General features: G+C 47.5%; 21 protein-coding genes and 1 pseudogene. 5 read left to right on the top strand and 17 right to left on the bottom strand.

All coding sequences use genetic code 11. The annotated features are described in order from the left end of the window. Positions 1-176: 176 nt before the first annotated feature. The 8 genes from GJV52_RS07600 to ccoN form a co-directional block, all read right to left on the bottom strand. The gene (locus GJV52_RS07600) at positions 177-1,760 is read right to left on the bottom strand and encodes an L-lactate permease (RefSeq protein ID WP_095502094.1); all 1,584 of its coding nucleotides are present in this window, start codon (positions 1,758-1,760) and stop codon (positions 177-179) included. Between the two features lie 512 nt (positions 1,761-2,272). Further along, on the bottom strand, positions 2,273-2,905 hold the full coding sequence (locus GJV52_RS07595; RefSeq protein ID WP_369832019.1) for a 7-carboxy-7-deazaguanine synthase QueE: 633 nt from the start codon (positions 2,903-2,905) through the stop codon (positions 2,273-2,275). After that, a complete protein-coding gene (gene queD / locus GJV52_RS07590) occupies positions 2,905-3,327 on the bottom strand; it encodes a 6-carboxytetrahydropterin synthase QueD (RefSeq protein WP_095502092.1) in 423 nt (140 codons plus the stop codon). The genes GJV52_RS07595 and queD overlap by 1 nt, the downstream gene beginning before the upstream one ends. Before the next feature lie 69 nt (positions 3,328-3,396). Then, positions 3,397-4,056, bottom strand: a complete 660-nt coding sequence (gene queC / locus GJV52_RS07585) for a 7-cyano-7-deazaguanine synthase QueC (protein WP_100563110.1) — start codon at positions 4,054-4,056, stop codon at positions 3,397-3,399. A 407-nt stretch (positions 4,057-4,463) separates the two neighbouring features. After that, a complete protein-coding gene (gene ccoP, locus GJV52_RS07580) occupies positions 4,464-5,864 on the bottom strand; it encodes a cytochrome-c oxidase, cbb3-type subunit III (protein ID WP_100563108.1) in 1,401 nt (466 codons plus the stop codon). 30 nt (positions 5,865-5,894) lie between these two features. Beyond that, positions 5,895-6,059, bottom strand: a complete 165-nt coding sequence (locus tag GJV52_RS07575) for a cbb3-type cytochrome oxidase subunit 3 (protein ID WP_095503269.1) — start codon at positions 6,057-6,059, stop codon at positions 5,895-5,897. A gap of 4 nt (positions 6,060-6,063) precedes the next feature. Next, complete coding sequence (ccoO, locus tag GJV52_RS07570) at positions 6,064-6,675, bottom strand: cytochrome-c oxidase, cbb3-type subunit II (protein WP_100563106.1); 612 nt, start codon at positions 6,673-6,675, stop codon at positions 6,064-6,066. Positions 6,676-6,698: 23 nt separating this feature from the next. Next, positions 6,699-8,129: a cytochrome-c oxidase, cbb3-type subunit I gene (gene ccoN, locus GJV52_RS07565; protein ID WP_195690029.1), complete on the bottom strand. Its 1,431-nt coding sequence runs from the start codon at positions 8,127-8,129 to the stop codon at positions 6,699-6,701. Positions 8,130-8,467: 338 nt separating this feature from the next. Here ccoN and GJV52_RS07560 point away from each other — a divergent pair, with 338 nt between their 5' ends. After that, positions 8,468-10,219, top strand: a complete 1,752-nt coding sequence (locus GJV52_RS07560; RefSeq protein WP_100563102.1) for a M61 family metallopeptidase — start codon at positions 8,468-8,470, stop codon at positions 10,217-10,219. A gap of 56 nt (positions 10,220-10,275) precedes the next feature. Next, positions 10,276-10,716 (top strand): TIGR01244 family sulfur transferase, encoded by a 441-nt coding sequence (locus GJV52_RS07555; RefSeq protein WP_095503273.1) that lies wholly within the window; start codon positions 10,276-10,278, stop codon positions 10,714-10,716. An 83-nt stretch (positions 10,717-10,799) separates the two neighbouring features. Here GJV52_RS07555 and GJV52_RS07550 read toward each other — a convergent pair whose 3' ends face one another. From GJV52_RS07550 to GJV52_RS07535, 4 genes and pseudogenes are all read right to left on the bottom strand, one after another. Beyond that, positions 10,800-11,237 carry an ExbD/TolR family protein gene (locus GJV52_RS07550; protein ID WP_095503274.1) on the bottom strand — a complete coding sequence of 146 codons (438 nt, stop codon included), beginning with the start codon at positions 11,235-11,237 and terminating at the stop codon, positions 10,800-10,802. A 3-nt stretch (positions 11,238-11,240) separates the two neighbouring features. Then, positions 11,241-11,900: a MotA/TolQ/ExbB proton channel family protein gene (locus GJV52_RS07545; RefSeq protein ID WP_095503275.1), complete on the bottom strand. Its 660-nt coding sequence runs from the start codon at positions 11,898-11,900 to the stop codon at positions 11,241-11,243. Between the two features lie 87 nt (positions 11,901-11,987). Beyond that, the gene (locus GJV52_RS07540) at positions 11,988-12,938 is read right to left on the bottom strand and encodes an energy transducer TonB (protein WP_100563100.1); all 951 of its coding nucleotides are present in this window, start codon (positions 12,936-12,938) and stop codon (positions 11,988-11,990) included. A gap of 347 nt (positions 12,939-13,285) precedes the next feature. Further along, positions 13,286-13,717: pseudogene (locus GJV52_RS07535) on the bottom strand (Rrf2 family transcriptional regulator); the annotation flags it as partial. A gap of 166 nt (positions 13,718-13,883) precedes the next feature. Here GJV52_RS07535 and GJV52_RS07530 point away from each other — a divergent pair. Both GJV52_RS07530 and GJV52_RS07525 read left to right on the top strand, forming a co-directional pair. Further along, positions 13,884-14,261, top strand: coding sequence for a hypothetical protein (locus GJV52_RS07530; RefSeq protein ID WP_095503278.1), 378 nt, complete (start codon positions 13,884-13,886; stop codon positions 14,259-14,261). 72 nt (positions 14,262-14,333) lie between these two features. Next, positions 14,334-15,491 (top strand): NnrS family protein, encoded by a 1,158-nt coding sequence (locus GJV52_RS07525; RefSeq protein WP_100563096.1) that lies wholly within the window; start codon positions 14,334-14,336, stop codon positions 15,489-15,491. A 65-nt stretch (positions 15,492-15,556) separates the two neighbouring features. Here GJV52_RS07525 and GJV52_RS07520 read toward each other — a convergent pair whose 3' ends face one another. The 5 genes from GJV52_RS07520 to GJV52_RS07495 all read right to left on the bottom strand — a co-directional run bounded on the left by GJV52_RS07520 (position 15,557) and on the right by GJV52_RS07495 (position 20,483). Then, positions 15,557-16,429, bottom strand: coding sequence for a prephenate dehydrogenase (locus GJV52_RS07520; RefSeq protein ID WP_369832055.1), 873 nt, complete (start codon positions 16,427-16,429; stop codon positions 15,557-15,559). A 113-nt stretch (positions 16,430-16,542) separates the two neighbouring features. Next, a complete protein-coding gene (locus GJV52_RS07515) occupies positions 16,543-17,337 on the bottom strand; it encodes a 3'-5' exonuclease (RefSeq protein WP_095503281.1) in 795 nt (264 codons plus the stop codon). Between the two features lie 742 nt (positions 17,338-18,079). Next, positions 18,080-18,949 (bottom strand): lipid A biosynthesis lauroyl acyltransferase, encoded by an 870-nt coding sequence (locus tag GJV52_RS07510; RefSeq protein ID WP_095503282.1) that lies wholly within the window; start codon positions 18,947-18,949, stop codon positions 18,080-18,082. Between the two features lie 130 nt (positions 18,950-19,079). Next, positions 19,080-19,622 carry a crossover junction endodeoxyribonuclease RuvC gene (gene ruvC / locus GJV52_RS07500; RefSeq protein WP_095503283.1) on the bottom strand — a complete coding sequence of 181 codons (543 nt, stop codon included), beginning with the start codon at positions 19,620-19,622 and terminating at the stop codon, positions 19,080-19,082. Positions 19,623-19,676: 54 nt separating this feature from the next. Then, the gene (locus GJV52_RS07495; protein ID WP_095503284.1) at positions 19,677-20,483 is read right to left on the bottom strand and encodes a carbon-nitrogen hydrolase family protein; all 807 of its coding nucleotides are present in this window, start codon (positions 20,481-20,483) and stop codon (positions 19,677-19,679) included. A 102-nt stretch (positions 20,484-20,585) separates the two neighbouring features. Between GJV52_RS07495 and GJV52_RS07490 the strand changes: the two genes are divergently transcribed. Then, positions 20,586-20,927, top strand: a complete 342-nt coding sequence (locus GJV52_RS07490) for a porin family protein (protein ID WP_095503285.1) — start codon at positions 20,586-20,588, stop codon at positions 20,925-20,927. The last annotated feature ends 25 nt before the right edge of the window (positions 20,928-20,952 follow it).

Below are 20,952 nucleotides of genomic sequence, written 5' to 3'. Positions count from 1 at the left end.
GACGAGGCCGTCTGAATATATTTTCAGACGGCTTTTCTCATTGAAACGAAACATACAAACTTTTCAAATGATATATTTGAATAACATTCCAGATTCTATTAGCCAATCATACTCATCATAAAAAAATGCCGTCTGAAACTTTTCAGACGGCATTTCAATGGTTATTTAAAAATTGATTACATGAAGAAAATCAGCGCCACCAAGACGGCAATCACACCATAAATCGCCATCGGAATCACGGTTTTCTTAATAATCGCACCTTCGGATTTATCGATACCCAATACGGTACACACGGCGATAATGTTGTTGATACATACCATGTTACCCATCGCACCACCTACCGACTGCATGGCCAAAATCAGTGTTACCGACAAGCCGGTATCCAAAGCGATTTGCTGTTGAATTGGGCCAAATGTCAGGTTAGATACAGTGTTCGAGCCTGAGAAGAATGCACCGATGGCACCTAAGTAAGGCGAGAAGTAAATCCAGTTGTCACCGGCAACCGCTGCAAATTCTTTACCGATGATTTTCACCATCGAATCATCACCGCCGACCATCATCAATTTCACCATAATCAGCGCACCCATCAAAGCGAGCAATGGTTTTTTGGTTTGATTGAAGGTGCCAACATAGAATGTCCATGCATCTTTGAATTTGGTTTTATATAGCAGGATACAAATCCACACGGTAATCACAAACGGAATCCAAGCCGGCACATACAGGGTTTGGTAACGTTCTGATACTGCTTCACCGAAAATGTTGCTAAACATAATGGTCAGCGATTGGGTGACGGTAATGTCGCTCAAACCCGGCAGCGAGAAGCTGAACCATGGCTCAGTGCTGGTAAGCAAACCTTTAATACCGAGCTGTTTGATACGGGTAATCACCAGCATACCGATCAGCATACCCAATGGTGCCAAGGCTTTGGCTACTTGCGCCAAAGGCACTTTTTCCATGTTAACATCTTTTGGATAGTCTTTGCTCAAACCCCAGCCTTTGTTGGCGGCAAATACAGAAATCATCAAACCGATGGCACCGGCCACCAAAGCAGGGAACTCTTCATTCACCATTGCCAATGCAACGTAAGGAATGGTACATGAGAACACGCTGATGCCGATAAAGCCCAAGTTCTTGCGAATTTCTTCTTTAGAAACGATGAAGCTCAAGCCGATCACCGGAATCACAAAAGCAGCAAAGAAGTGGATGATACCGGTTTGCTTACCGATACTCAAAATATCGGCAGGCGTCAGATTCAACGGCGCAAAACCAAACCAAGTCGGGGTACCCACCGCACCGAACGATACCGGCACTGAGTTCATCACCAACGTAAAGATGGCTACACGCAAAGGGTTGAAGCCCAAGCTCATCAAAATTGGGGCGGCAATCGCAGCAGGCGTACCGAAACCGGATGCACCCTCAATCATAAAGGCAAACGCCCAACCGATAATCATCAATTGCGCAATCGGATTTGGGTTAATGTTGGCCAACCATTTACGGATGATGTCGATACAGCCAGTAGTTTCCATCATGCGGTTAAACATAATCGCACCGAAAATCACGGTAATCGGCGTCAAAGTTGATACCAAACCGGAAGCAGCAGTGGCATTCAACAACATGAAATCATCACCAAAATAGGTGATCTTAATCATATAAATCAACGCCGCCACAATCGGTAAAGCGATATAGGAAGGCATGCTGTTTTTTTTCACCATCAACCAAATCAGCAAAACGATGGGAAAAATACTGAGAAAAAGTGCCATACAGAAAATCCTTGTATTACGTGTAAAGCATCCAATCAAGACAACCAAATAAAAAACGCTTGTCTTAATCTACCCTAAACCTGCAGCGACTAAGGAAGCCGTAATTTAAAATTGGTCACACCAATTTACTTATTATGCCGATTACTTTACGTAATCCTATGTAAGCGGTCAAGTTTTTTCTGATTATCGTTAGGTAAATCCATTAAAATGCAAAGAATTATTTTTTAAAATGAATATGTTATTAGGAATACTTCAAAAGTATTAGAAAAAATACCAAATGATTTTCAAAACCTGTCTGTTTTCTTGAGCATAAATCTTGGCTTATGTTCAATAATAAATTAAAAATATTCATCTATATTTTTTGATTATTGAATATACATTCATAAAAATCTCAGAACTGTTGAGAAAATACTACAAAAGAACTACATCTCAATAGTCTTTACTCAAAGCTTAAATATAATAAAGGCCATCTGAAATACACTTCAGACGGCCTCGGTATGAATGTTTAACGTTTACTCAATTCCTGCCCATTTATGCGTTTGCACACTTAATTGCCAATGCACGGTTGTATGGGCGCGGCTGTTGAGCAGACCGATTTGGCGGATGGTATCGTAAATGTTCATCACACCATTTCGCTCACAAGGCGATAAATAAAAATGCTCGGCTTGAATTTTTCGTTCCATCTGTTCGCAAAAGGCCAACACATCACCATCGGCAACAATGCGCACTTCATCGGCTTTTTCAATGCAGCTTTTAGCATATTTATCTGCGTAACACGCCTTTGGGCTGGTGGCGACAAAATCAATTTGTATGGGCGTAGGATTCAGGCCATTGGTTTCCATACATAAATAATAACCTGCCGCTTTCAGCGTGTTGAGCAAGGTATCCAAATGCGGCTGAATGGTTGGCTCACCACCGGTAATGATGATGTTACGCGCACGATAATTTTTCAGACGGCCTAAAATCTCGTGCAGGCTCATCATTTCAAAACGCAGATAATCGGTATCACACCACGAGCAGGCCAAGTTACATTTACCCAAACGGATGAAAATAGCAGGCATACCAGTGTTGTAGCCCTCGCCTTGCAAGCTTTCGAATATTTCGACAATGCGGTATTGCGGGTTAGCAGGCTCAATCGGCACCATCATGCGCCCTCATATTCGGCGCAGGAAGTCGGCGTTTCCCAGAGCTTGACGCTGCATACTTTTAAGCCGGCTTGCTTTAATCGCGTAAACATTTCCATGCTCATATTTTCGGCGGTGGTGCGATAATTTAAGCGTAAGATTTTCATGTTCCAGCCGTCTAATAAAGCGGCAATTTGGCTTTCACGCTCGTTGCTGCCATCGTAGATAAAGGCATGATCAAAGGGATCAATGATCTCTTGTTTGACTATGGCTTTTAAATCGGTGAAATCCATCACCATACCGTCTTTGGCACCACCTTGAATTAAGCCGTCTGAAACGGTAATTTCGAGTTTGTAGGTGTGGCCGTGTAAGTTTTGGCACTTACCATCGTGACCATCTAACATGTGAGATGAATCGAAAGAAAAGATTTTAGTGATTTTCATGATGTATTCTTTGAGGCCGTCTGAAACTTTTCAGACGGCCTTTGTTGTAGAAAATAAGAAAGAATCTGTTCAGATGGCCTGTTTACTTTCCAGATATTCCTGTAACCCGCGTTCGCGCAACACGCAGCTTGGGCATTCTCCGCAGCCGCCGACCACGCCGTTGTAACAGGTATGCGTTTGCTCACGGACATAATCCAAATAGCCCAACTCATCGGCCAGCGCCCATGTCTGCGCTTTGGTCAGGTACATCAAAGGCGTGTGGATTTGGAAATCATAGTCCATCGCCAAATTGAGGGTAACATTCATGGATTTCACAAACACATCGCGACAATCGGGATAGCCGGAAAAATCGGTTTCGCAGACCCCTACGATGATGTGTTTGATGTTTTGACCTTTGGCGTAAATAGCGGCATACATTAAAAACAGGGCATTGCGGCCATCGACAAACGTATTCGGCATACCGTTAGCGGCCGTCTGGATATCTGCACCCTCTTCCATCAAAGCATTGTGGGTAATCTGCCGCATTAAGCTCAAATCTAATACAGTTTGCGCAATGCCTAAATCCTGGGCAATCCAATGCGCGCGTTCCAATTCGATGGAGTGGCGCTGACCATAGTGAAAAGTAATGGCTTGGACATTGTCCCGGCCATAGGTTTGAATCGCCTGAAGCAGGCAAGTAGTAGAATCTTGGCCACCGGAAAAGATGACCAAGGCTTTTTGATTGTGCATATTGATTCCTAGTTTTGGTATCGCGGGAGGGTTACGAACCGCGTGAATAGAAAAAGAAAACCGTCTTTTCAGACGGCCTTTTTGAAAGAAATTTATTATAACCGATTTTTCAGACGGCCTTAAATAGTTTATAACTGCTTCTATTAATTAGGCTGAGACCTTCGTAAAACTCAATTTGAACTACGAAAACTATACTCGTCATTCCCGAGCAGGTGGGAATCCAGTGTGTCAAATTACTAAAGAAGTTAAACACTCCTGAAGCTGATCGGTCTGAATTCCCTCCAGCACGGGAATGACGGTTTAAAAATTCCTAAAAATTTACTAGTTTTACAAAAGCCTCAGGCCGTCTGAATATAAACAGCTGAATGCAAAAAAGCCACTCTTTCGAGTGGCTTTTCATCAGAAGATTAACCTTCCAATTTGACTTCTACGCGACGACCTTGAACGTCATTACCTTGTGCGGCAGTTGTGTTTTCAGGTTTACGCAATTCGATGCTTTCAGCTTTTACACCTTGTGCTTCAAAAAATGCCTGAACTGCTTGGGCACGTTTTTTAGACAATTCGGCATTCGCTGCAGCGTCACCAGTGCTGTCGGTATAACCGCTTACCACCAAACGTTTACCTTCTTTAGCGGCTGTAACCAAATCAGCTACGACGGTTTCTGCATTAGCAGCCACATCGCTTTTACCGGTTGCAAAGAAGAATACTGCGCCATCGTTTGCATTGTAAGATACTTCAGCAACGTCAGCGGCCGGTGCAGTATTTGCAGTTGCAGCAGGTGCGCTGGCAGCAGAAGCTGCTTCAGTTGCAGGAGCGGAAGCTTCACTCGCAGCGACAGCCGGAGCCGCAGCGGCAGGTTCTACTTTTTTCGCTGGTGCTTTACCGTCTTTATTTGACAAGCCCCAAACATAGGCGGTCATGATGTGTAATTTATCTTTATCCAAGAAATTACCCCATGCCGGCATTTGGTTATGGCGACCGTTGGTAATGGTTTCGATAATGGCTTTTTGCGTACCGCCCCACAACCAAACGTCATCAGTCAAGTTAGGACCCAAACCTTGGATACCTTGGCCTTTGTCACCGTGACAGGTGAAACAGTTGGCCGGAGCACCGTTAAACAAAGCCTGACCGCGGGCAGCGCGTTCTTCGTCGTATTGGTCTTTACCTTTAGACAAAGACATTACATAGTTCGCAACGTCTTTCACACGTTCTTCACCCAATTGCGGACCCCATGCAGCCATCACACCGGTACGGCCTTTTTCGATGGTTTCAGAGATTTGCTCAGGCTCGCCACCCCACAACCAATCGTGGTCGGTCAAGTTAGGGAAACCTTTAGAACCTTTGGCATCCGAACCGTGACATTGGATACAGTAAGTATCGAACATGTTTTTACCGATTTGTTGGGCTTGCGGATCTTTCGCCACTTGCTCAATCGGCATTTTGGCAAACTTAGCATACAGCGGTTGGTATTGTTCGTTTGCTTTAGCCACTTCTTTTTCGTATTGGTTGTGACTGGTCCAATTCAAGATACCTTTCCAGTCGCCTACCCCCGGATACAGCACCAAGTAAACGGCACCGAAAATCCAAGTGAAGACATACAACCAAAACCACCAACGCGGCAACGGATTGTTATATTCTGCAATACCGTCCCATTCGTGGCCTGTGGTTTCGACTTCCTCGCCTTTTTTCGGCTGTTTCACCACATTTTGTGAGAAAAGCAGCCAAGCCAAACCGATAAAGCTGAGCAGGACAATGGCGGCAATGTATATATTCCAGAAATTACTGGTAAATTGGGATGTTGTGTTCATTCTTTTGCTCCGTGACCACGGATTAACCGGTTATCGCCCGTTTTTATCAGACGCATCTTCATTATTGTCAAAAATACTGCTGGCTGCTTCATCATAATTTTGTTTATTGCGTCGGCTGAACACAATATAGATGACCAGCATGAAGCTGACAAAAATCAGCAGCGTAAAAAGCGAGCGAATCCAGTTAATATCCATGATGTTACCTTACGTTTTTCAATGCCAAGCCCAAACCTTGCAAGTAGGCAATCACTGCATCCAGCTCGGATTTGTTGGTCAACATTTCCGGTGCTTTTTGCAATTCTTCATCGCTGTAAGGCGTGCCTACGGCGCGCAATGCTTTCATGCGTGCCACAGTGGCTTCAGCGTCTACCTTGTTACGTGCCAACCATGGGAATGCCGGCATATTGGATTCAGGAACCACGTCACGCGGATTCAGCAAGTGGATGCGGTGCCATTCATCAGAATAGCGACCACCAACACGCGCCAAATCAGGACCGGTACGTTTCGAACCCCATTGGAACGGACGGTCGTAAACAGACTCGCCGGCAACAGAGTAATGACCGTAACGCTCGGTTTCTGCACGGAAAGGACGAATCATTTGTGAGTGGCAGTTGTAACAACCTTCACGCACATAAATATCACGACCCGCCACTTGCAGCGCATTGTAAGGCTTCACACCCGGAGCAGGTTCGATGACTGCTTTCGTGCCAAACAAAGGCACAACTTCAATCAACAAGCCGAAACTGATTACAATCACAGTGAAAATAATCAGAAAGCCGACTTTTTCTTCAGCTAATTGTTGTAATTTCATTTGGTAGCCTACTTTCTTGTTATTTAGTGGTGTTGTTGAGAAACCGCAGGGATCTCAGCTTCAACAGGTTTGCCACTGATTGCAGTACGGTAAACGTTGTACGCCATGATACACATACCAGCCAAATACATCAGACCACCTACTACACGGATTGCATAATAAGGCATAGTACGTTTTACAGACTCAACAAATGAGTAGGTCAAAGTACCGTCGTCATTCAACGAACCCCACATCAAACCTTGCATCACACCGGCAATCCACATCGCAGCGATGTACAACACCACGCCGATGGTGGCAATCCAGAAGTGTGCTTCAATCAATTTCACGCTATGCATTTGGGTTTTACCAAACAGACGCGGAATCAGGTAATAAATCGAACCGATGGTTACAAAACCTACCCAACCCAATGCGCCGGCGTGTACGTGTGCAACAGTCCAGTCGGTGTAGTGGCTCAAGGCGTTAACGGTTTTGATCGACATCATCGGGCCTTCAAAGGTCGACATACCGTAGAAAGACAGGGAAACGATCAAGAATTTCAAAATCGGGTCGGTACGCAGTTTATCCCACGCGCCAGACAAGGTCATGATACCGTTGATCATACCGCCCCAAGATGGTGCGAACAGAATCAGCGACAAAACCATACCCAAAGATTGTGTCCAGTCAGGCAATGCGGTGTAGTGCAAGTGGTGAGGACCTGCCCACATATAAGTGAAAATCAATGCCCAGAAGTGAACCACAGACAAACGATAAGAGTAAACCGGACGGCCTGCTTGTTTTGGAACGAAGTAGTACATCATGCCCAAGAAGCCTGCAGTCAGGAAGAAACCTACCGCATTATGGCCATACCACCATTGAACCATTGCATCGATGGCACCGGCATACACCGGGTAAGACTTCATGAAGTCGGCAGGAATGCTGATGTTGTTCACAATGTGCAGCAAGGCAACGGCCAAGATGAAACCGCCGTAGAACCAGTTGGCCACGTAAATGTGTTTTACTTTACGTTTGGCGATGGTGCCGAAGAATACGATTGCGTAAGCCACCCATACCAAAGTAATCAGGATATCGATTGGCCATTCCAATTCGGCATACTCTTTAGCTTGGGTAAAACCCATCGGCAAAGTGATGACTGCTGCTACAATAACCGCTTGCCAACCCCAGAAGGTAAATGATGCCAACCAGCCGCCAAACAGGCGGGTATTACAGGTACGCTGCACCACATAATAAGAAGTGGCAAACAGACCACAGCCACCAAATGCGAAAATTACCGCATTGGTGTGCAATGGACGCAGACGGCCAAAGTGGAACCAAGGTCCGATTTCAGATAAATTAAGAGCCGGCAAGTATAATTGGGCGGCGACAATCACACCGACCAACATACCCACGATGCCCCAAACTACAGTCATGATGGCGAACTGGCGCACCACTTTGTAGTTATAAGTTTGTGTGTCCATGGGAGTCTCCATAAATTATGGGAATTGAAAATTTTTGCTTTACCCGCCCGAATGTTTTCTACGTTTCCACAAAAAACATTAAGGCAAAGTATAAATTTTTCTAAATTTAACATATATACAAGATTGAGCCAAGCAATATTACATTTCTTCCGCTCAAGCGAATATGTAACCTAAAAAATAAAAAATTATAATAATCAAATAATTAAAACAAATGAGCTCTAATAAAAGGCATACATTTTTTTCAAGCCCCGTTTTTTTAAAGGCTTTTTGATGTAAATTAAATATCAGACACTGTATGCCAACGTTATTCATTAATTTTAACAAACTAAGCAATAGATATGATTAATTACAAAATCTCATTCCGCCCTTTGAGTCATGAATATCAAATTACATTGAGTTTCAATCAAGACAATGATTTACCTATTGAATTCAGCCTACCCAACTGGGTGCCGGGCAGCTATCTGATTCGTGATTTCTCCCGACATATCACGCAATTAAGTGCTTCTTGCAATGGCCATACTGTTGCATTGACGCAATTGACCAAAAACAAATGGCAGGCAAACGGCCAAAAAGGTGAGTGGCAAATTTGCTACACCGTTTATGCGTTTGACTTATCCGTACGCGGTGCGTTTTTAAGCACCGAACGCGGCTTCTTCGATGGCGCTTGTCTTTTTTTAAAGATTCATGGCTGCGAAAACCTGCCACACAGTGTTTCCCTAAAAGACTTTCCCAACCAATGGCAAATCGCTACTACCCTACCGCAAACCGCCACACACCAATTTCAGACGGCCTCTTATGCCGATTTAATCGACCACCCTGTCGAAATGGGCAAGATTGAATTTTTAGACTTTACCGCAACCGGCATTCCCCACCGCATTGCCCTGAGCGGCTTTTATCGCGATTTTGACCGCCAACGTTTTGTCGATGATATTCAAAAAATTTGCGAAACCGAATTGGCCATGTTCTCTGAGCCTGCGCCGTTTCAAGAATATCTGTTTATGCTGCATGTCGGCGACAACATCTACGGCGGCCTCGAACACATCAGCAGCACCGCCCTTTTGGCCGACCGCAACAGCCTGCCGCCGCACAATATGGGCGAAGCCAACGAAGCCTATACCCAATTGCTCGGCCTGTTCAGCCACGAATACTTCCACGCCTGGAATGTGAAATCGATTAAGCCCGAAGCATTTGTGCCTTACGACCTCGATCAAGAAAGCTACACTGAGCAACTGTGGGCATTTGAAGGCATCACCTCTTATTATGATGATTTGTTCTTGGCACGCAGCGGCGTGATTGACAGCAATGCTTATTTAAATCTGCTCGCCCAATCGATTACCCGTGTGCAACATACAAAAGGCCGTCTGAAACAAACCTTGGCCGAATCCAGCTTCACCGCATGGAACAAGTTTTACAAGCAAGATGAAAACAGCAGCAATGCCATCGTCAGTTATTACCAAAAAGGTGCGCTGGCGGCATTGTGTTTGGATGTACTGATTCGCCAAAAAAGCGGCGGCAAGCATTCATTAGACAGCGTGATGCAGCAGCACTATCGCGATTGGGTCAACACCGGCCAAGGCATTCCGGAAAAACAATGGCAAGAGCGTTGCCAACAGATCACCGGCTTGGATTTGCAATCATTTTTTCAGACGGCCTTATACGGCACCGATGACCTGCCCTTGCAAGAATGCTTGGCGCACGTCGGCGTCACATTGGATTGGCAGCCCTTGCCGCGCAGTCATGGCGGTGGCTTGGCGGGCGAAACCGTTTGCGTCAAACTCGCCAGCGATTTCGGCGCACGTTTCAAACAAAGCGGCGACAGCGCCACCCTGACACACGTATTTAATGGCGGCAGCGCAGAAAATACGGCTTTGTGTCCACAAGACAAAATCATCGCGCTTAACGGCTATGCCTGCACTGACTTGGCCGCGCAATGGGCGCAATTGGCTGTCGGCGAACGCGCCACACTGCACTTTTTCCGCAGCGGCGTACTGCACCAAACGCACATCACCGTGCAAGCCGTGGAAGCGAATACGGCTTTGTTGAAAGTTGCCAACCAAGATTTGGTAGATAAATGGTTGTTTAACCGCTAAACTTTCAGATGGCCTGATAAAAGGCCGTCTGAAAATTGTCGAAAGGAAGGAAAATCATGGCTATTTTGAAATTGAGCGAACAATTATATGTATCACCACAACTGACCGAACAAGATGCAAAAGATGCCGCGCAATTGGGCATTCAAACCGTTATCTGCAACCGCCCGGACGGTGAAGAAGAGAATCAACCTTCTACCATGCAAGTGCAACAATGGCTGTCGGCAGAAGGCATTACTTCATTCAAACATCAGCCTGTTGTCGCACCGAATATCACCGCTGCCGATGTTGTCGCATTTCAAGATTTATTGCAGCAAGCCGGCCAACCCGTTTTGGCCTATTGCCGCACCGGCACGCGCAGTTCTTTATTGTGGGCTTATCATCAAGTGCAAAACGGCATGAGCGTTGCCGAGGCCAAAGCTGCTGCTGCCGAAGCCGGCATTGATTTAAGCAATTTTGAAGCACGTTTGCAGGAAGCTGCCAAGCATAAATTAGCTTAATTCCGCATCGTAAAAGGCCGTCTGAAACGTTTCAGACGGCCTGTTCAACAGATAAGCGGAAATATTTCCACCGCTTTCAACGGTTATTCTGCTTTGGTCTCTGTAACGAAACCGATTTTGCTGATACCGGCTTCGCGCGCAGCACCTAGGGCTTTGTTGACATAATCGTATTCCACGGCCTTATCCGCTGCAATGGCGACGATAGCATCTTCGTTTGCCGTTTTGGCTTCTTTCAAACGGGCGGTCACTTCTTCGATGGTGATTTTCTTATCGGAATCGCCACCGATATAATAAGCACCATCCGAACCAATCGTCACACGCAAAGGCTCTTTGGGCTGCGTATCTTTTTTCGCTGCCTGTTCGGAAGCAGTTGGCAGCTCCAGCGGAATCGAATGCGTCAATACTGGCATGGTAATCATAAACACAATCAGCAACACCAGCATCACATCGACCAAAGGCGTTACATTAATGTCAGACATCGGTGCATCTTCATCACCGGAATTCATTGAACCGAATGCCATATCTTAATCCTTTTGATTCAGCAGACGAACGTGCAAATCATGCGCGTAAGCGTCTAAGTCTTGGGAAACGGTTTTCTTACCGCGGTTTAAGAAGTTGTAAGCCAATACCGCCGGAATCGCCACAAACAAGCCGGCTGCAGTCGCCACTAAAGCTTCGCCAATCGGGCCGGCCACGGCGGCGATGCTCATTTGGCCGCTTTCGCTGATGTTAATTAACGCGTGATAAATACCCCAAACGGTACCAAACAAACCGATAAATGGCGCAGTAGCACCAATCGAAGCCAACGCCGTCATGCCGCCATCAAACTGGCGCATGGTCTGATTCATGCTGGTGCGGATTTGGCCGACTAAGAATTCATTCAGCGGCAATGCGTTGGCCAAGGTTTTGGTGGTGCTTTGGCGATAGTTATCATAAGCATGAACGGCGTCAGTGGTCAGCGTGCTGATCGGCGCATCAATGTTTCTGACTTTCTGCACAGCATCATTTAATGTGAACGAATCCATGACTGCTTTTTTGGCCGCCGCATTACCTGCTTTGGCTTTGCGCAGCTTAATCACACGCACAATCAAAACGCTCCAAGTCACAATGCTCATGATGACCATCAATAAAAATACACTGATTAAGACGTAATCGCCCGATTCAAACACTAATCCTAAATTCATGGTTTTTCCAAAATCAAAATAAATAAATCAAACATTTGGCGGCAGACTGTTGGGATTCAGCCCACCGCATGACTGCTTTCAGACGGCCTATCCACCTAAACTGAAGCGCACCGGTACACGGTAGCTGGTCCAAACATTGGTGTTAAAGTGGCCGGATTTGGCGGCATTGCGTGCTGCGCGATCTAAGCGTGATGAGCCGCTGCTCTTGGCAACCGATACTGAAGCGACTTTCCCGCCCGGCGCCACCAATATATTCAGCACAACGGTACCTTCTTCACCATTCTCTTGCGATAAAGCAGGATACGGCGGAGTCGGAATGGAGCCGGTGGCTTTTACCGGATTGCTGCGACTGCTGCCCGGGCCGCTACCGCCGCCTGCGCCGCTGCCGTCACCGGAACCGCTTTCACCTTTTTTACCGCCTGAACCACTGCCACTACCTTCACCGCGACCGCTGCCTTCACCTTTGGTGCCACTACCACTGCCTTTTCCTTCACCTTTAGCAGATGAACCACCTTTACCACTCTCGCTGCCTGCTTTTTCAGATGCACTACCACCGGCTTTTTCTGCCGGTTTCTCGGCAGGTTTTTCTGCTTTAGGCTCTGGCACCGGTTTCGGTTCAGGCTTGGGCTCGGGTTTTGGCTCGGGCTTAGGTTCCGGCTTAGGCTCGGGTTTCGGTTTAGGTTTTTCGACCGGTTTCGGTTTTTCTTTAGGCTGCTGAATATCTGCGTCTGCTTTTTTGGTAATCACCGGTTTAATCACCGGCTTCGCCTCTTCTACCGGTTTCGGTTTAGGTTTGGGCTCAGGACGCGGTTTAGGTTTCGGTGGCGGCGGCGGTGGTGGCGCTTGCACTGGAGCAGGCGCACCGGCACCTTCCGGTGCACCATCGCCGCCACCGAAATCACCTAATTCAACAAACTCGATATGCTCAACGTCAACAATGTCGGGCTTATGGGCTTTCCATAATAAGGACATCAATCCAATGTGCAAAAGAGCGACCACAGCAACCACCGTGGGGTTTATCATTCGATCTTTTTTCATAGTACGCGTATGGTAATAGCAATTATTCCTGTTTGCAACTTATTTTTACACAATCCAGCCAAACAACAGGCTTGTTACCATTCAAATAATCACTTTAAAAACCATCAAATTAAAGAAGACTGAATGTAATATTCATTCTCACATCAATCCTAAAACAAACGGCTTTATTCCGGCAATGTATTGGAAATAAAGCCGTTAGAAAAAATATCAATTTACTGGCGAAGCATCTAAACTCAGTTCACCGTATCGATGCGAATCGCGTTTGACTGCGCCACTTTCTCCGGTACATGGTCTAGATTTTCAGATAGCGGCGACGGCATAATTTCTACAGGCTCATGCTCGGGCAAAATGTCGATTTTCGGGAAATACAGCAAATCGTAGGTAGGTTTGTTCAACAAATCTTCCAGCGTAAAGCCATCGAGATAATTGAAAAACGATTTAATTGCACCGCCAAGAATACCGGCCAAGCGGCAAGACGGTGTAATCAGGCAATCGTTGTTATTACCCATGCATTCAACCAACTGCATAGGCTCCAAATGCCGTATCACGGCGCCGATGTTGATTTTGTCTGCAGTCATGGCCAGCTTTAATCCGCCGCCCTTGCCGCGCACGCTGGTGAGAAAACCGCCTTTGACCAAGGCAGTCACCACTTTCATCAAATGGCTTTTAGAAATGCCGTAAGTGTCGGCAATGGTGCTGATGTTGACCAACGAGTCATCGTTGATGGCGGTATAGATTAAAACGCGCAATCCGTAATCTGTATGCTGGGTTAGATACATAACGATCTCTGCTCTGAATCAGGTTATATCTGTTATTTAAAATCAGCCGCTCTAATGATTCATCATAGAATTCGGGCGGTATGTGTTTGACTTTATATAGAATTAAGTTTCATAATATATGAAACTTATAAATTAATCCAGTAAAATCCAACACGGGCCACTGATTATGACACCATTGAAACGCCATCCCGCGCTAATTGATTTGTCGCGCGAACACCATCACTCCCTTTCTTTATGTGTGCGTATTCTGCGCACGCCGTCTGAAAGCCATCAGGCCGAACTCGAGCCGCACTTTGTTGAATTAATGCAACATTTCGAAGAAGAAGAAAACCAGTTTGCACCGCATTGGCCGAATATTACACCCGAGCTGCGTGTCCGTTTTGAACACGACCACACCAAACTGCGCCAAATGATGGCGCAACCTGAATACACCAGCGAAGCATGGAACCAAGAATTCGCCACTACACTGCGCGACCACGCCCGCTTTGAAGAACGCGAGCTTTTCCCTGCAGTTGAGCCTTACTTAGATAACGTAACGGCTTAAACATAATATAAGGCCGTCTGAAACTTTCAGACGGCCTATCCACTATTGACCATAATCATTCAAGGAACCACCATGAACGCATTGTTCAAACACCCTGTTTGGGCCATGGCTTTCCGCCCGTTTTACTCGCTGGCCGCCCTTTACGGTGCGCTGTCGATTTTACTGTGGGGCTTCGGCTATCAAGGCACACCCGAGCTGCCCGGCTTTTACTGGCACGCGCATGAAATGATTTGGGGCTATGCCGGTTTGGTGGTGATTGCCTTTCTGCTCACCGCCGTTGCCACGTGGACCAGCCAGCCGCCTACCCGCGGTGCAGTGTTGGTCGGCTTAACCGCGTTTTGGCTGTTGGCACGCATTTGCGCATTTATTCCCGGCTGGGGCGCGGCAGCCAGCGGCATTTTCGGCACGATTTTCTTTTGGTATGGCGCGGTGTGCATGGCGTTGCCAGTGTTCCGCACCAAAAACAAACGCAACTATGTCGCCGTGTTTGCCATTTTTGTGTTGGGCGGCACACACGTCGCTTTTCACCGCCAACTCAGCCCGTTTGACCCTGCTGCCTTGCTGGTCGGCCTGCAATCCGGCCTGATTATGGTAGCCGGTTTCATCGGCTTAATCGGCATGCGCATCATCTCGTTTTTCACATCCAAACGCTTAAATATCCCACAAATCGCCAGCCCGCAATGGGTCGGCCACGCATCTTTATGGCTGCCGATGTTGACCGCCATGCTGATGGCGCACCAAATGCTGTTGCCGCTGGCTGCCTTGTTTGCCTTTGCAGCAGGTGTCATCAGCTTGGTGCAGGTGTATCGCTGGTTGCATAAAGATGTGTTGAAAGAACCGATGCTGTGGATTTTATTCGCCGGCTATTTCTTCACCGGATTGGGCTTGATGGCAGTCGGCATTTCCTACTTCTCGCCGTCGTTCCTAAACTTGGGCGTGCACTTAATCGGCGTCGGTGGCATTGGCGTATTGACCTTAGGCATGATGGCGCGCACCGCGCTCGGCCACACCGGCAACGCAATTTATCCGCCGCCCAAATCAGTGCCAGTGGCATTTTGGTTGATGATTATTTCAACTTTGGTGCGCATTTTGGCTACCTTCGTTCACGGCACGGCTTACACCCACAGCATCCGCCTGTCGGCCGTGCTGTTTGCCGCTGCTTTGTTGCTTTATGCGTGGAAATACATTCCTTGGCTGATTCGTCCGCGCGTTGACGGCAAACCGGGTTAAGCCTATTTATGTTTAAGGCCGTCTGAAAGCGTTTGCTTTCAGACGGCCTTATTGATTGCTGACAACTACTGCCCTTTCAACCACTCATCGCGTGTGTTTTTAGCTTCTTCAAAATATGTGTACAACGCAGCTTTATTTTCCGTTGCCAGCAGATGTTCCAAAGTATCCAATTGCCGACGGATACCACCGATCAAATCCTGCAGGCTGTTTTTATTGGCTAAACAAATGTCCGTCCAAATCGCCGGGTGGCTGGAGGCAATGCGGGTAAAATCACGGAAACCGGAAGCCGCAAAGCTCAAATAGGCTTGTCCATCGGGATGATCGAAAATTTCGTGTACAAAGGCAAAGGCCAACAAATGCGGCATGTGCGACACGGCGGCGAAAATGGCATCGTGTTCGGCCGCGCTTAAACGAAACGTTTGTGCACCCACCGCTTGCCACAGCGACTCCAGCCGTTCAAGGCCGTCTGAATGTTCGTTACCGTGTGGTGTGATAATCAGCTTTTTGTCTTGATAAAGACCAAATTGCGCCGCCAACGCGCCATGTCGATCGGAACCGGCAATCGGGTGCGCGGCAATACAGCGCGGCAAATGTTCGGGCAGATAAGTGCGGAAAGCTTCGACAGCAATTTGCTTGGTGCTGCCAACATCCGACACCAGCGCATCGGCCTGCAAAAACGGCTCGATGGCCTGACAAATCGTCGTCAAAGTCGATACCGGCGTAGCAATCAACACCAAATCCGCCCCGCTGATGCTCTCGGCATTGATTTCGGTAAACGCGGCATCAATCACACGCCGTTCTAATGCACGGTCAAGGTTTTCGCGGTTTAAGTCGATGCCGACCACCGTTTCCACCAGCCCCAAGCGTTTCAAATCCAGCACAAACGAGCCGCCTATCAGCCCAACGCCGATAAGGGTGATTTGTTTGAGTGGGGTAATGGCAGACATGACAGACGACAGTGTGAACAAAAAAAACGAGTTTACCTGATTAAGCGTTGGGAGTAAAAGGCCGCCTGAAACAGATTGCGTTTCAGACGGCCTCATTCAAATATTCATCGCCATTGGCCGACAAATTCCTGCCAATGCAATTTATCTTCGGCTTGCTCTTTGAGATAGTTTTTCAAGCGTTTGACCTCGACTTCGTATTCGTCGCTGTCCAAAGCGCCGCTCATCAGGCGGAAACGCAGATACATCAGATAAGTATTGGCGGCATCGGTTTCACAATAATCGCGGATGTCTTTCAGACGGCCTTGATAATACGCTTCCCACACTTTGCTGCCGTCCATACCCAATTTGCCGGGAAAGCCGCACAGCTTGGCCATGTCGTCCAGCGGCACGTTGGCACGCGGTTGATACAGCGCGAGCAAATCCATCAAATCGCAATGGCGGTTGTGGTAGCGGCTGATGTAGTTGTTCCATTTAAAATCACGGCTGTCGCCAAAATCACCTTCACCCATGTCCCAATAACGCGCGGCGGCTATGCCGTGTATCATGGCGCGATAATGCAATACCGGCAAATCGAAACCGCCGCCGTTCCAGCTCACCAGCTGCGGCGTGTGGTTTTCAATCAACTCGAAAAACTTGGCAATCACTGTCTCTTCGCTGTCGTCGATTTCGCCAATGGTGCCGACATGGATTTTCTCGCTGCCCCAACGCATACAGCACGAAATCGCCACCACTTGATGCAGATGGTGTTGCATAAAATCACTGCCGTTTTGCGCGCGCCGTTTTTGTTGGGCGAATAACACCACTTCGTCATCCGACACACTTTGCGGCAAATCGTAAAGCAGTCGGATGCCGTTGACATCGGGAATGGTTTCAATATCAAAAGCGAGTATCGGGGTCATGACATGCTCCTTGGATCAGGATATGGGCATTGTGACACGAAGCCGTGGATAAAAAAAGAGGCAACCCCCCACAGGATTGCCTCAATACCTCAAATCAGAGATTTACGCTTCACAAACAATACAGGCTCTCGCCTGCGGCTTTATTAATGCAGCTCAACTCTGCATTAATAAACAGTCGTTTCATCGGCAGGAATCACACCGGAAAAACGCCCGTTAAGGGAACTTGGCGATATTCAAAATCCTTTTGGCTGAATATCTTGTAACTCGATATAGTGAAATGTACGCGTTTTTAGCGCGCTTGCCAAGTGTTTTTTTGAAAAATTCTCTTTTTCTTCTAAAAATAGAATATTTCTCTTAAAATAAAATTATATTAGAATAATTTCTAAAATTTAATTTTTAAAAAATAAAATACTGATTTTCTCTTAAATTTAAAATTTAAAATCTTATTCCAAAATAATAAAATATTTAAATTTGAACTAATTTTTCACAAACTATTGTTTTTAAAAACATTAAATTTAATATATTAATTAAATATTCAGATTATATGAAAATTAAATGAAGCAAATGATTTCATAGCCATCATCTCAATCTTTCAGACGGCCTAATTCCCTTTTAAATTAAGCATACGGCGTTTTTCTCACATACAAACATGTATGAATAAATATCAGCCTGCTACTCAATTAAACAGAAATAAAAAAGGTTCGGCAGCCACCGAACCTTAATTTTTTGTAACTGTATGTAATCAATAAAAGCCCGCTTCGCCTTCCGGACGGGTTTTAAAACGCTTATGCAACCAGAAATATTGCTCGGGAATCTCACGCGCGCGCGCTTCGATGAAGTCGTTCATGCGCTGGGTGTCGGCGACCACATCTTCGCTGGGAAAATGTTCCCATGGCTCGTAAAAACGCAAAGTCACGGTATTATCGGCCTCACGAAACGGAATCGCCGGAATCACTTTGGCATTCGCCATGCCGGCAATGCGGCTCAAACCGGTAATCGTAGCCGTCGGAATCCCAAAAAAATCGACAAAAATCGAATCATTGCGGCCGAAATCCTGATCCGGCAGATAAAGAAACGGCGCATCGCTTTTGCGCAACTGCTTGATAATCGCGCGCAGGCCTTCCGTGCGGCCAATCAAAAACACATTATCATAGCGGTGACGGCCTTTTAAAATCTGCTCGTCCATCGCTTTGTTTTTTTGATGCGAATACATGCTGGTCAGCGGCACATCCTGATTGAGCGTGTACACCGCCATTTCAAACGCGGTAAAGTGCGGATAGAGCAAAATCACTTTTTCACCCGCCGCCAACGCATCATCAAGATAATGTTTGTTTTCATAGCGCACCAAGCTGCGCAAGCGCTCGGCAGGTGTGTACCAATACAGGCCGTATTCCAACATCAGCTTGGCCATGTGTTGGAAATGGCGTTTTAACACCGCTTCACGTTTGTCATCGCTCCACTCGGGAAAACATTTTTTCAGGTTCACCTGCCCCACTTTGCGGCGCGGTTTCACGACATAATACGCCAGCCAACCCACCGCATCAGCGATTTTGTGGATCAGCTTGAAGGGCAACAGCTGCACCAGATACAAAATAAAAAAAGCAAATTTCATTATTCAGACGGCCTGTGTGTGAAGTGTGGCTATTATAGCAGTAAAGGCCGTCTGAAATTTTTGCTGGTTTCAGACGGCCTGTTTTTTAAGCAAGTGTCACTTTTACAGAATCCAAGCTTTTCAGACGGCCTCAACCATGAAACCGCCCACCCTTAATCTGCAAGCCATTGCGGTTGATTTGATTGGCCAAACCGTGATTGCGCAGCGCGTGGGTGAGCGCCACGGCCAAGCCATCGGCGGCATCGGCTTGCGGCGTACCCGATAAACCCAACATCTGCACCACCATGTGCTGCACCTGTTCTTTCGCCGCCTTGCCCTGCCCGACCACCGCCTGCTTGACCTGCAAAGCGGTGTATTCATATACCGGCAAACCGCGCATCACCATAGTGGCAATCGCCGCCCCCCGCGCCTGCCCCAGCATCAGCGTGGCCGCCGGATTCACGTTGACAAACACCTGTTCGATGGCGGTTTGATTGGGTTGGTACACATCGATGATTTCGTTGATGTGCTCGCAAATCACGCCGATACGGCCGGCCAGTTCGTCGCCGGGAATGGTTTTGATGCAGCCTGAAGCAACATAGCTGTGTTCACGACCATAGACGTCAATCACGCCGAAACCGGTAATGCGGCTGCCGGGGTCGATACCTAAAATGCGGATGGGTTTCTTATTCATTGGATTCAATTTGGGAAACAAGCCGTCTGAATTGGTTTCAGACGGCCTTTGTATTTAAAGCAAACGGTGTTGCAAAGCAGGCAAGCGCGTGCGCACGCTGCTAAGACGGCTGGCATCCAAATCGGCCACCACCACGCCTTCGCCTTCCGGCAACACGGCCAACACTTCGCCCCACGGGTCGATGATCATGCTGTGGCCAAAAGTGCGGCGTCCGCTTTCGTGTTTGCCGCCCTGCGCCGAAGCGACAACGTAACATTGGTTTTCCACCGCCCGCGTGCGCAACAGTAATTCCCAATGCGCTTCGCCGGTCGTGTAGGTAAAGGCCGCGGGCAACAACAATACGTCAAACGGCGCCTGCATGCGGAAAAATTCGGGAAAACGCAAATCGTAGCACACACCGGCCGCCACGTTCAGCCCGTCCACCTGCCAATCAGGTACTTCTTTGCCTGCAGTGATGGTGTCGGCTTCGGCATAGCGTTCGCCCAAACCGGAAAAGCCGAACAAGTGCATTTTGTGGTAGTGCGTCAAAGATTGGCCGTCTCGGTCGTAAGCCAGCATGGTGTTCATCACTTTGCCGTCTTCATCGCTGGTTAACGGGATGGTGCCGCCGAACAAAACCACCTGATTGTCACGCGCGGCTTCGCTTAAGGCCGTCTGAAGTTTGCCTTCGCCCAAGCTTTCGGCAAAAGCGATTTTATCGGTATCCTGCCGCCCCATAATCGGCCAGTATTCCGGCAGCAATACCCAATCGGCGCCCTTTTCGGCAGCTTCTTTCACCAAGTGGCGCATGGTTTGAATGTTGGTATCGGGGGCGGTCGTGGAAACCATCTGCACGGCGGCAGCGCGGATTGTGTGAGCCATATCATTTCCTTTCAGACGGCCTTTACCTGAACCGTCATTCTTTTACAGCCAAGTCGGTTATACTGACCCCATCTTATTTTCTTTTGACGCGAAAGGCAAATCATGAAATCCACCGCCTTGATCCTAACCACCCTGCTTCTGCCCGCGCTGGCGTGTGCCGAAGTGAAAATCTACGGCGAACTCAAAAGCGGCGTGGAAAGCTCGCGCACCAAAATCAACGGTAAATCCGTTTCCAACACCCAAGTCGCCGATCAAGGCAGCTTTATCGGTTTGCGCGGCTCTTACCCGATTGGCAGCAACGGCAACCAAATGACATGGCAATGGGAGCAAGACGCGCCCACTGTTTCTGATAAACGCAACGGCAACAACGGCTCATTGCGCCAAGAATGGCGCGAACGCAAACAACGTGGCGAATCGTATATCGGCTTTGGGAAAGACCGCTGAAATTAAACAGGCCGTCTGAAACCAG

The organism is Neisseria brasiliensis, assembly GCF_009671065.1.
Lineage (GTDB): Bacteria > Pseudomonadota > Gammaproteobacteria > Burkholderiales > Neisseriaceae > Neisseria > Neisseria brasiliensis.
The sequence above is the reverse complement of the archived record's forward strand: the minus strand, read 5'-3'. Positions and strand labels throughout refer to the sequence as shown.

Coding starts and splice junctions, on each gene's coding strand:
- GJV52_RS07600 (WP_095502094.1), bottom strand. CDS start 1,760: ATGGCACTTTTTCTCAGTATTTTTCCCATCGTTTTGCTGATTTGGTTG.
- GJV52_RS07595 (WP_369832019.1), bottom strand. CDS start 2,905: ATGGTGCCGATTGAGCCTGCTAACCCGCAATACCGCATTGTCGAAATA.
- queD (WP_095502092.1), bottom strand. CDS start 3,327: ATGAAAATCACTAAAATCTTTTCTTTCGATTCATCTCACATGTTAGAT.
- queC (WP_100563110.1), bottom strand. CDS start 4,056: ATGCACAATCAAAAAGCCTTGGTCATCTTTTCCGGTGGCCAAGATTCT.
- ccoP (WP_100563108.1), bottom strand. CDS start 5,864: ATGAACACAACATCCCAATTTACCAGTAATTTCTGGAATATATACATT.
- GJV52_RS07575 (WP_095503269.1), bottom strand. CDS start 6,059: ATGGATATTAACTGGATTCGCTCGCTTTTTACGCTGCTGATTTTTGTC.
- ccoO (WP_100563106.1), bottom strand. CDS start 6,675: ATGAAATTACAACAATTAGCTGAAGAAAAAGTCGGCTTTCTGATTATT.
- ccoN (WP_195690029.1), bottom strand. CDS start 8,129: ATGGACACACAAACTTATAACTACAAAGTGGTGCGCCAGTTCGCCATC.
- GJV52_RS07560 (WP_100563102.1), top strand. CDS start 8,468: ATGATTAATTACAAAATCTCATTCCGCCCTTTGAGTCATGAATATCAA.
- GJV52_RS07555 (WP_095503273.1), top strand. CDS start 10,276: ATGGCTATTTTGAAATTGAGCGAACAATTATATGTATCACCACAACTG.
- GJV52_RS07550 (WP_095503274.1), bottom strand. CDS start 11,237: ATGGCATTCGGTTCAATGAATTCCGGTGATGAAGATGCACCGATGTCT.
- GJV52_RS07545 (WP_095503275.1), bottom strand. CDS start 11,900: ATGAATTTAGGATTAGTGTTTGAATCGGGCGATTACGTCTTAATCAGT.
- GJV52_RS07540 (WP_100563100.1), bottom strand. CDS start 12,938: ATGAAAAAAGATCGAATGATAAACCCCACGGTGGTTGCTGTGGTCGCT.
- GJV52_RS07530 (WP_095503278.1), top strand. CDS start 13,884: ATGACACCATTGAAACGCCATCCCGCGCTAATTGATTTGTCGCGCGAA.
- GJV52_RS07525 (WP_100563096.1), top strand. CDS start 14,334: ATGAACGCATTGTTCAAACACCCTGTTTGGGCCATGGCTTTCCGCCCG.
- GJV52_RS07515 (WP_095503281.1), bottom strand. CDS start 17,337: ATGACCCCGATACTCGCTTTTGATATTGAAACCATTCCCGATGTCAAC.
- GJV52_RS07510 (WP_095503282.1), bottom strand. CDS start 18,949: ATGAAATTTGCTTTTTTTATTTTGTATCTGGTGCAGCTGTTGCCCTTC.
- ruvC (WP_095503283.1), bottom strand. CDS start 19,622: ATGAATAAGAAACCCATCCGCATTTTAGGTATCGACCCCGGCAGCCGC.
- GJV52_RS07495 (WP_095503284.1), bottom strand. CDS start 20,483: ATGGCTCACACAATCCGCGCTGCCGCCGTGCAGATGGTTTCCACGACC.
- GJV52_RS07490 (WP_095503285.1), top strand. CDS start 20,586: ATGAAATCCACCGCCTTGATCCTAACCACCCTGCTTCTGCCCGCGCTG.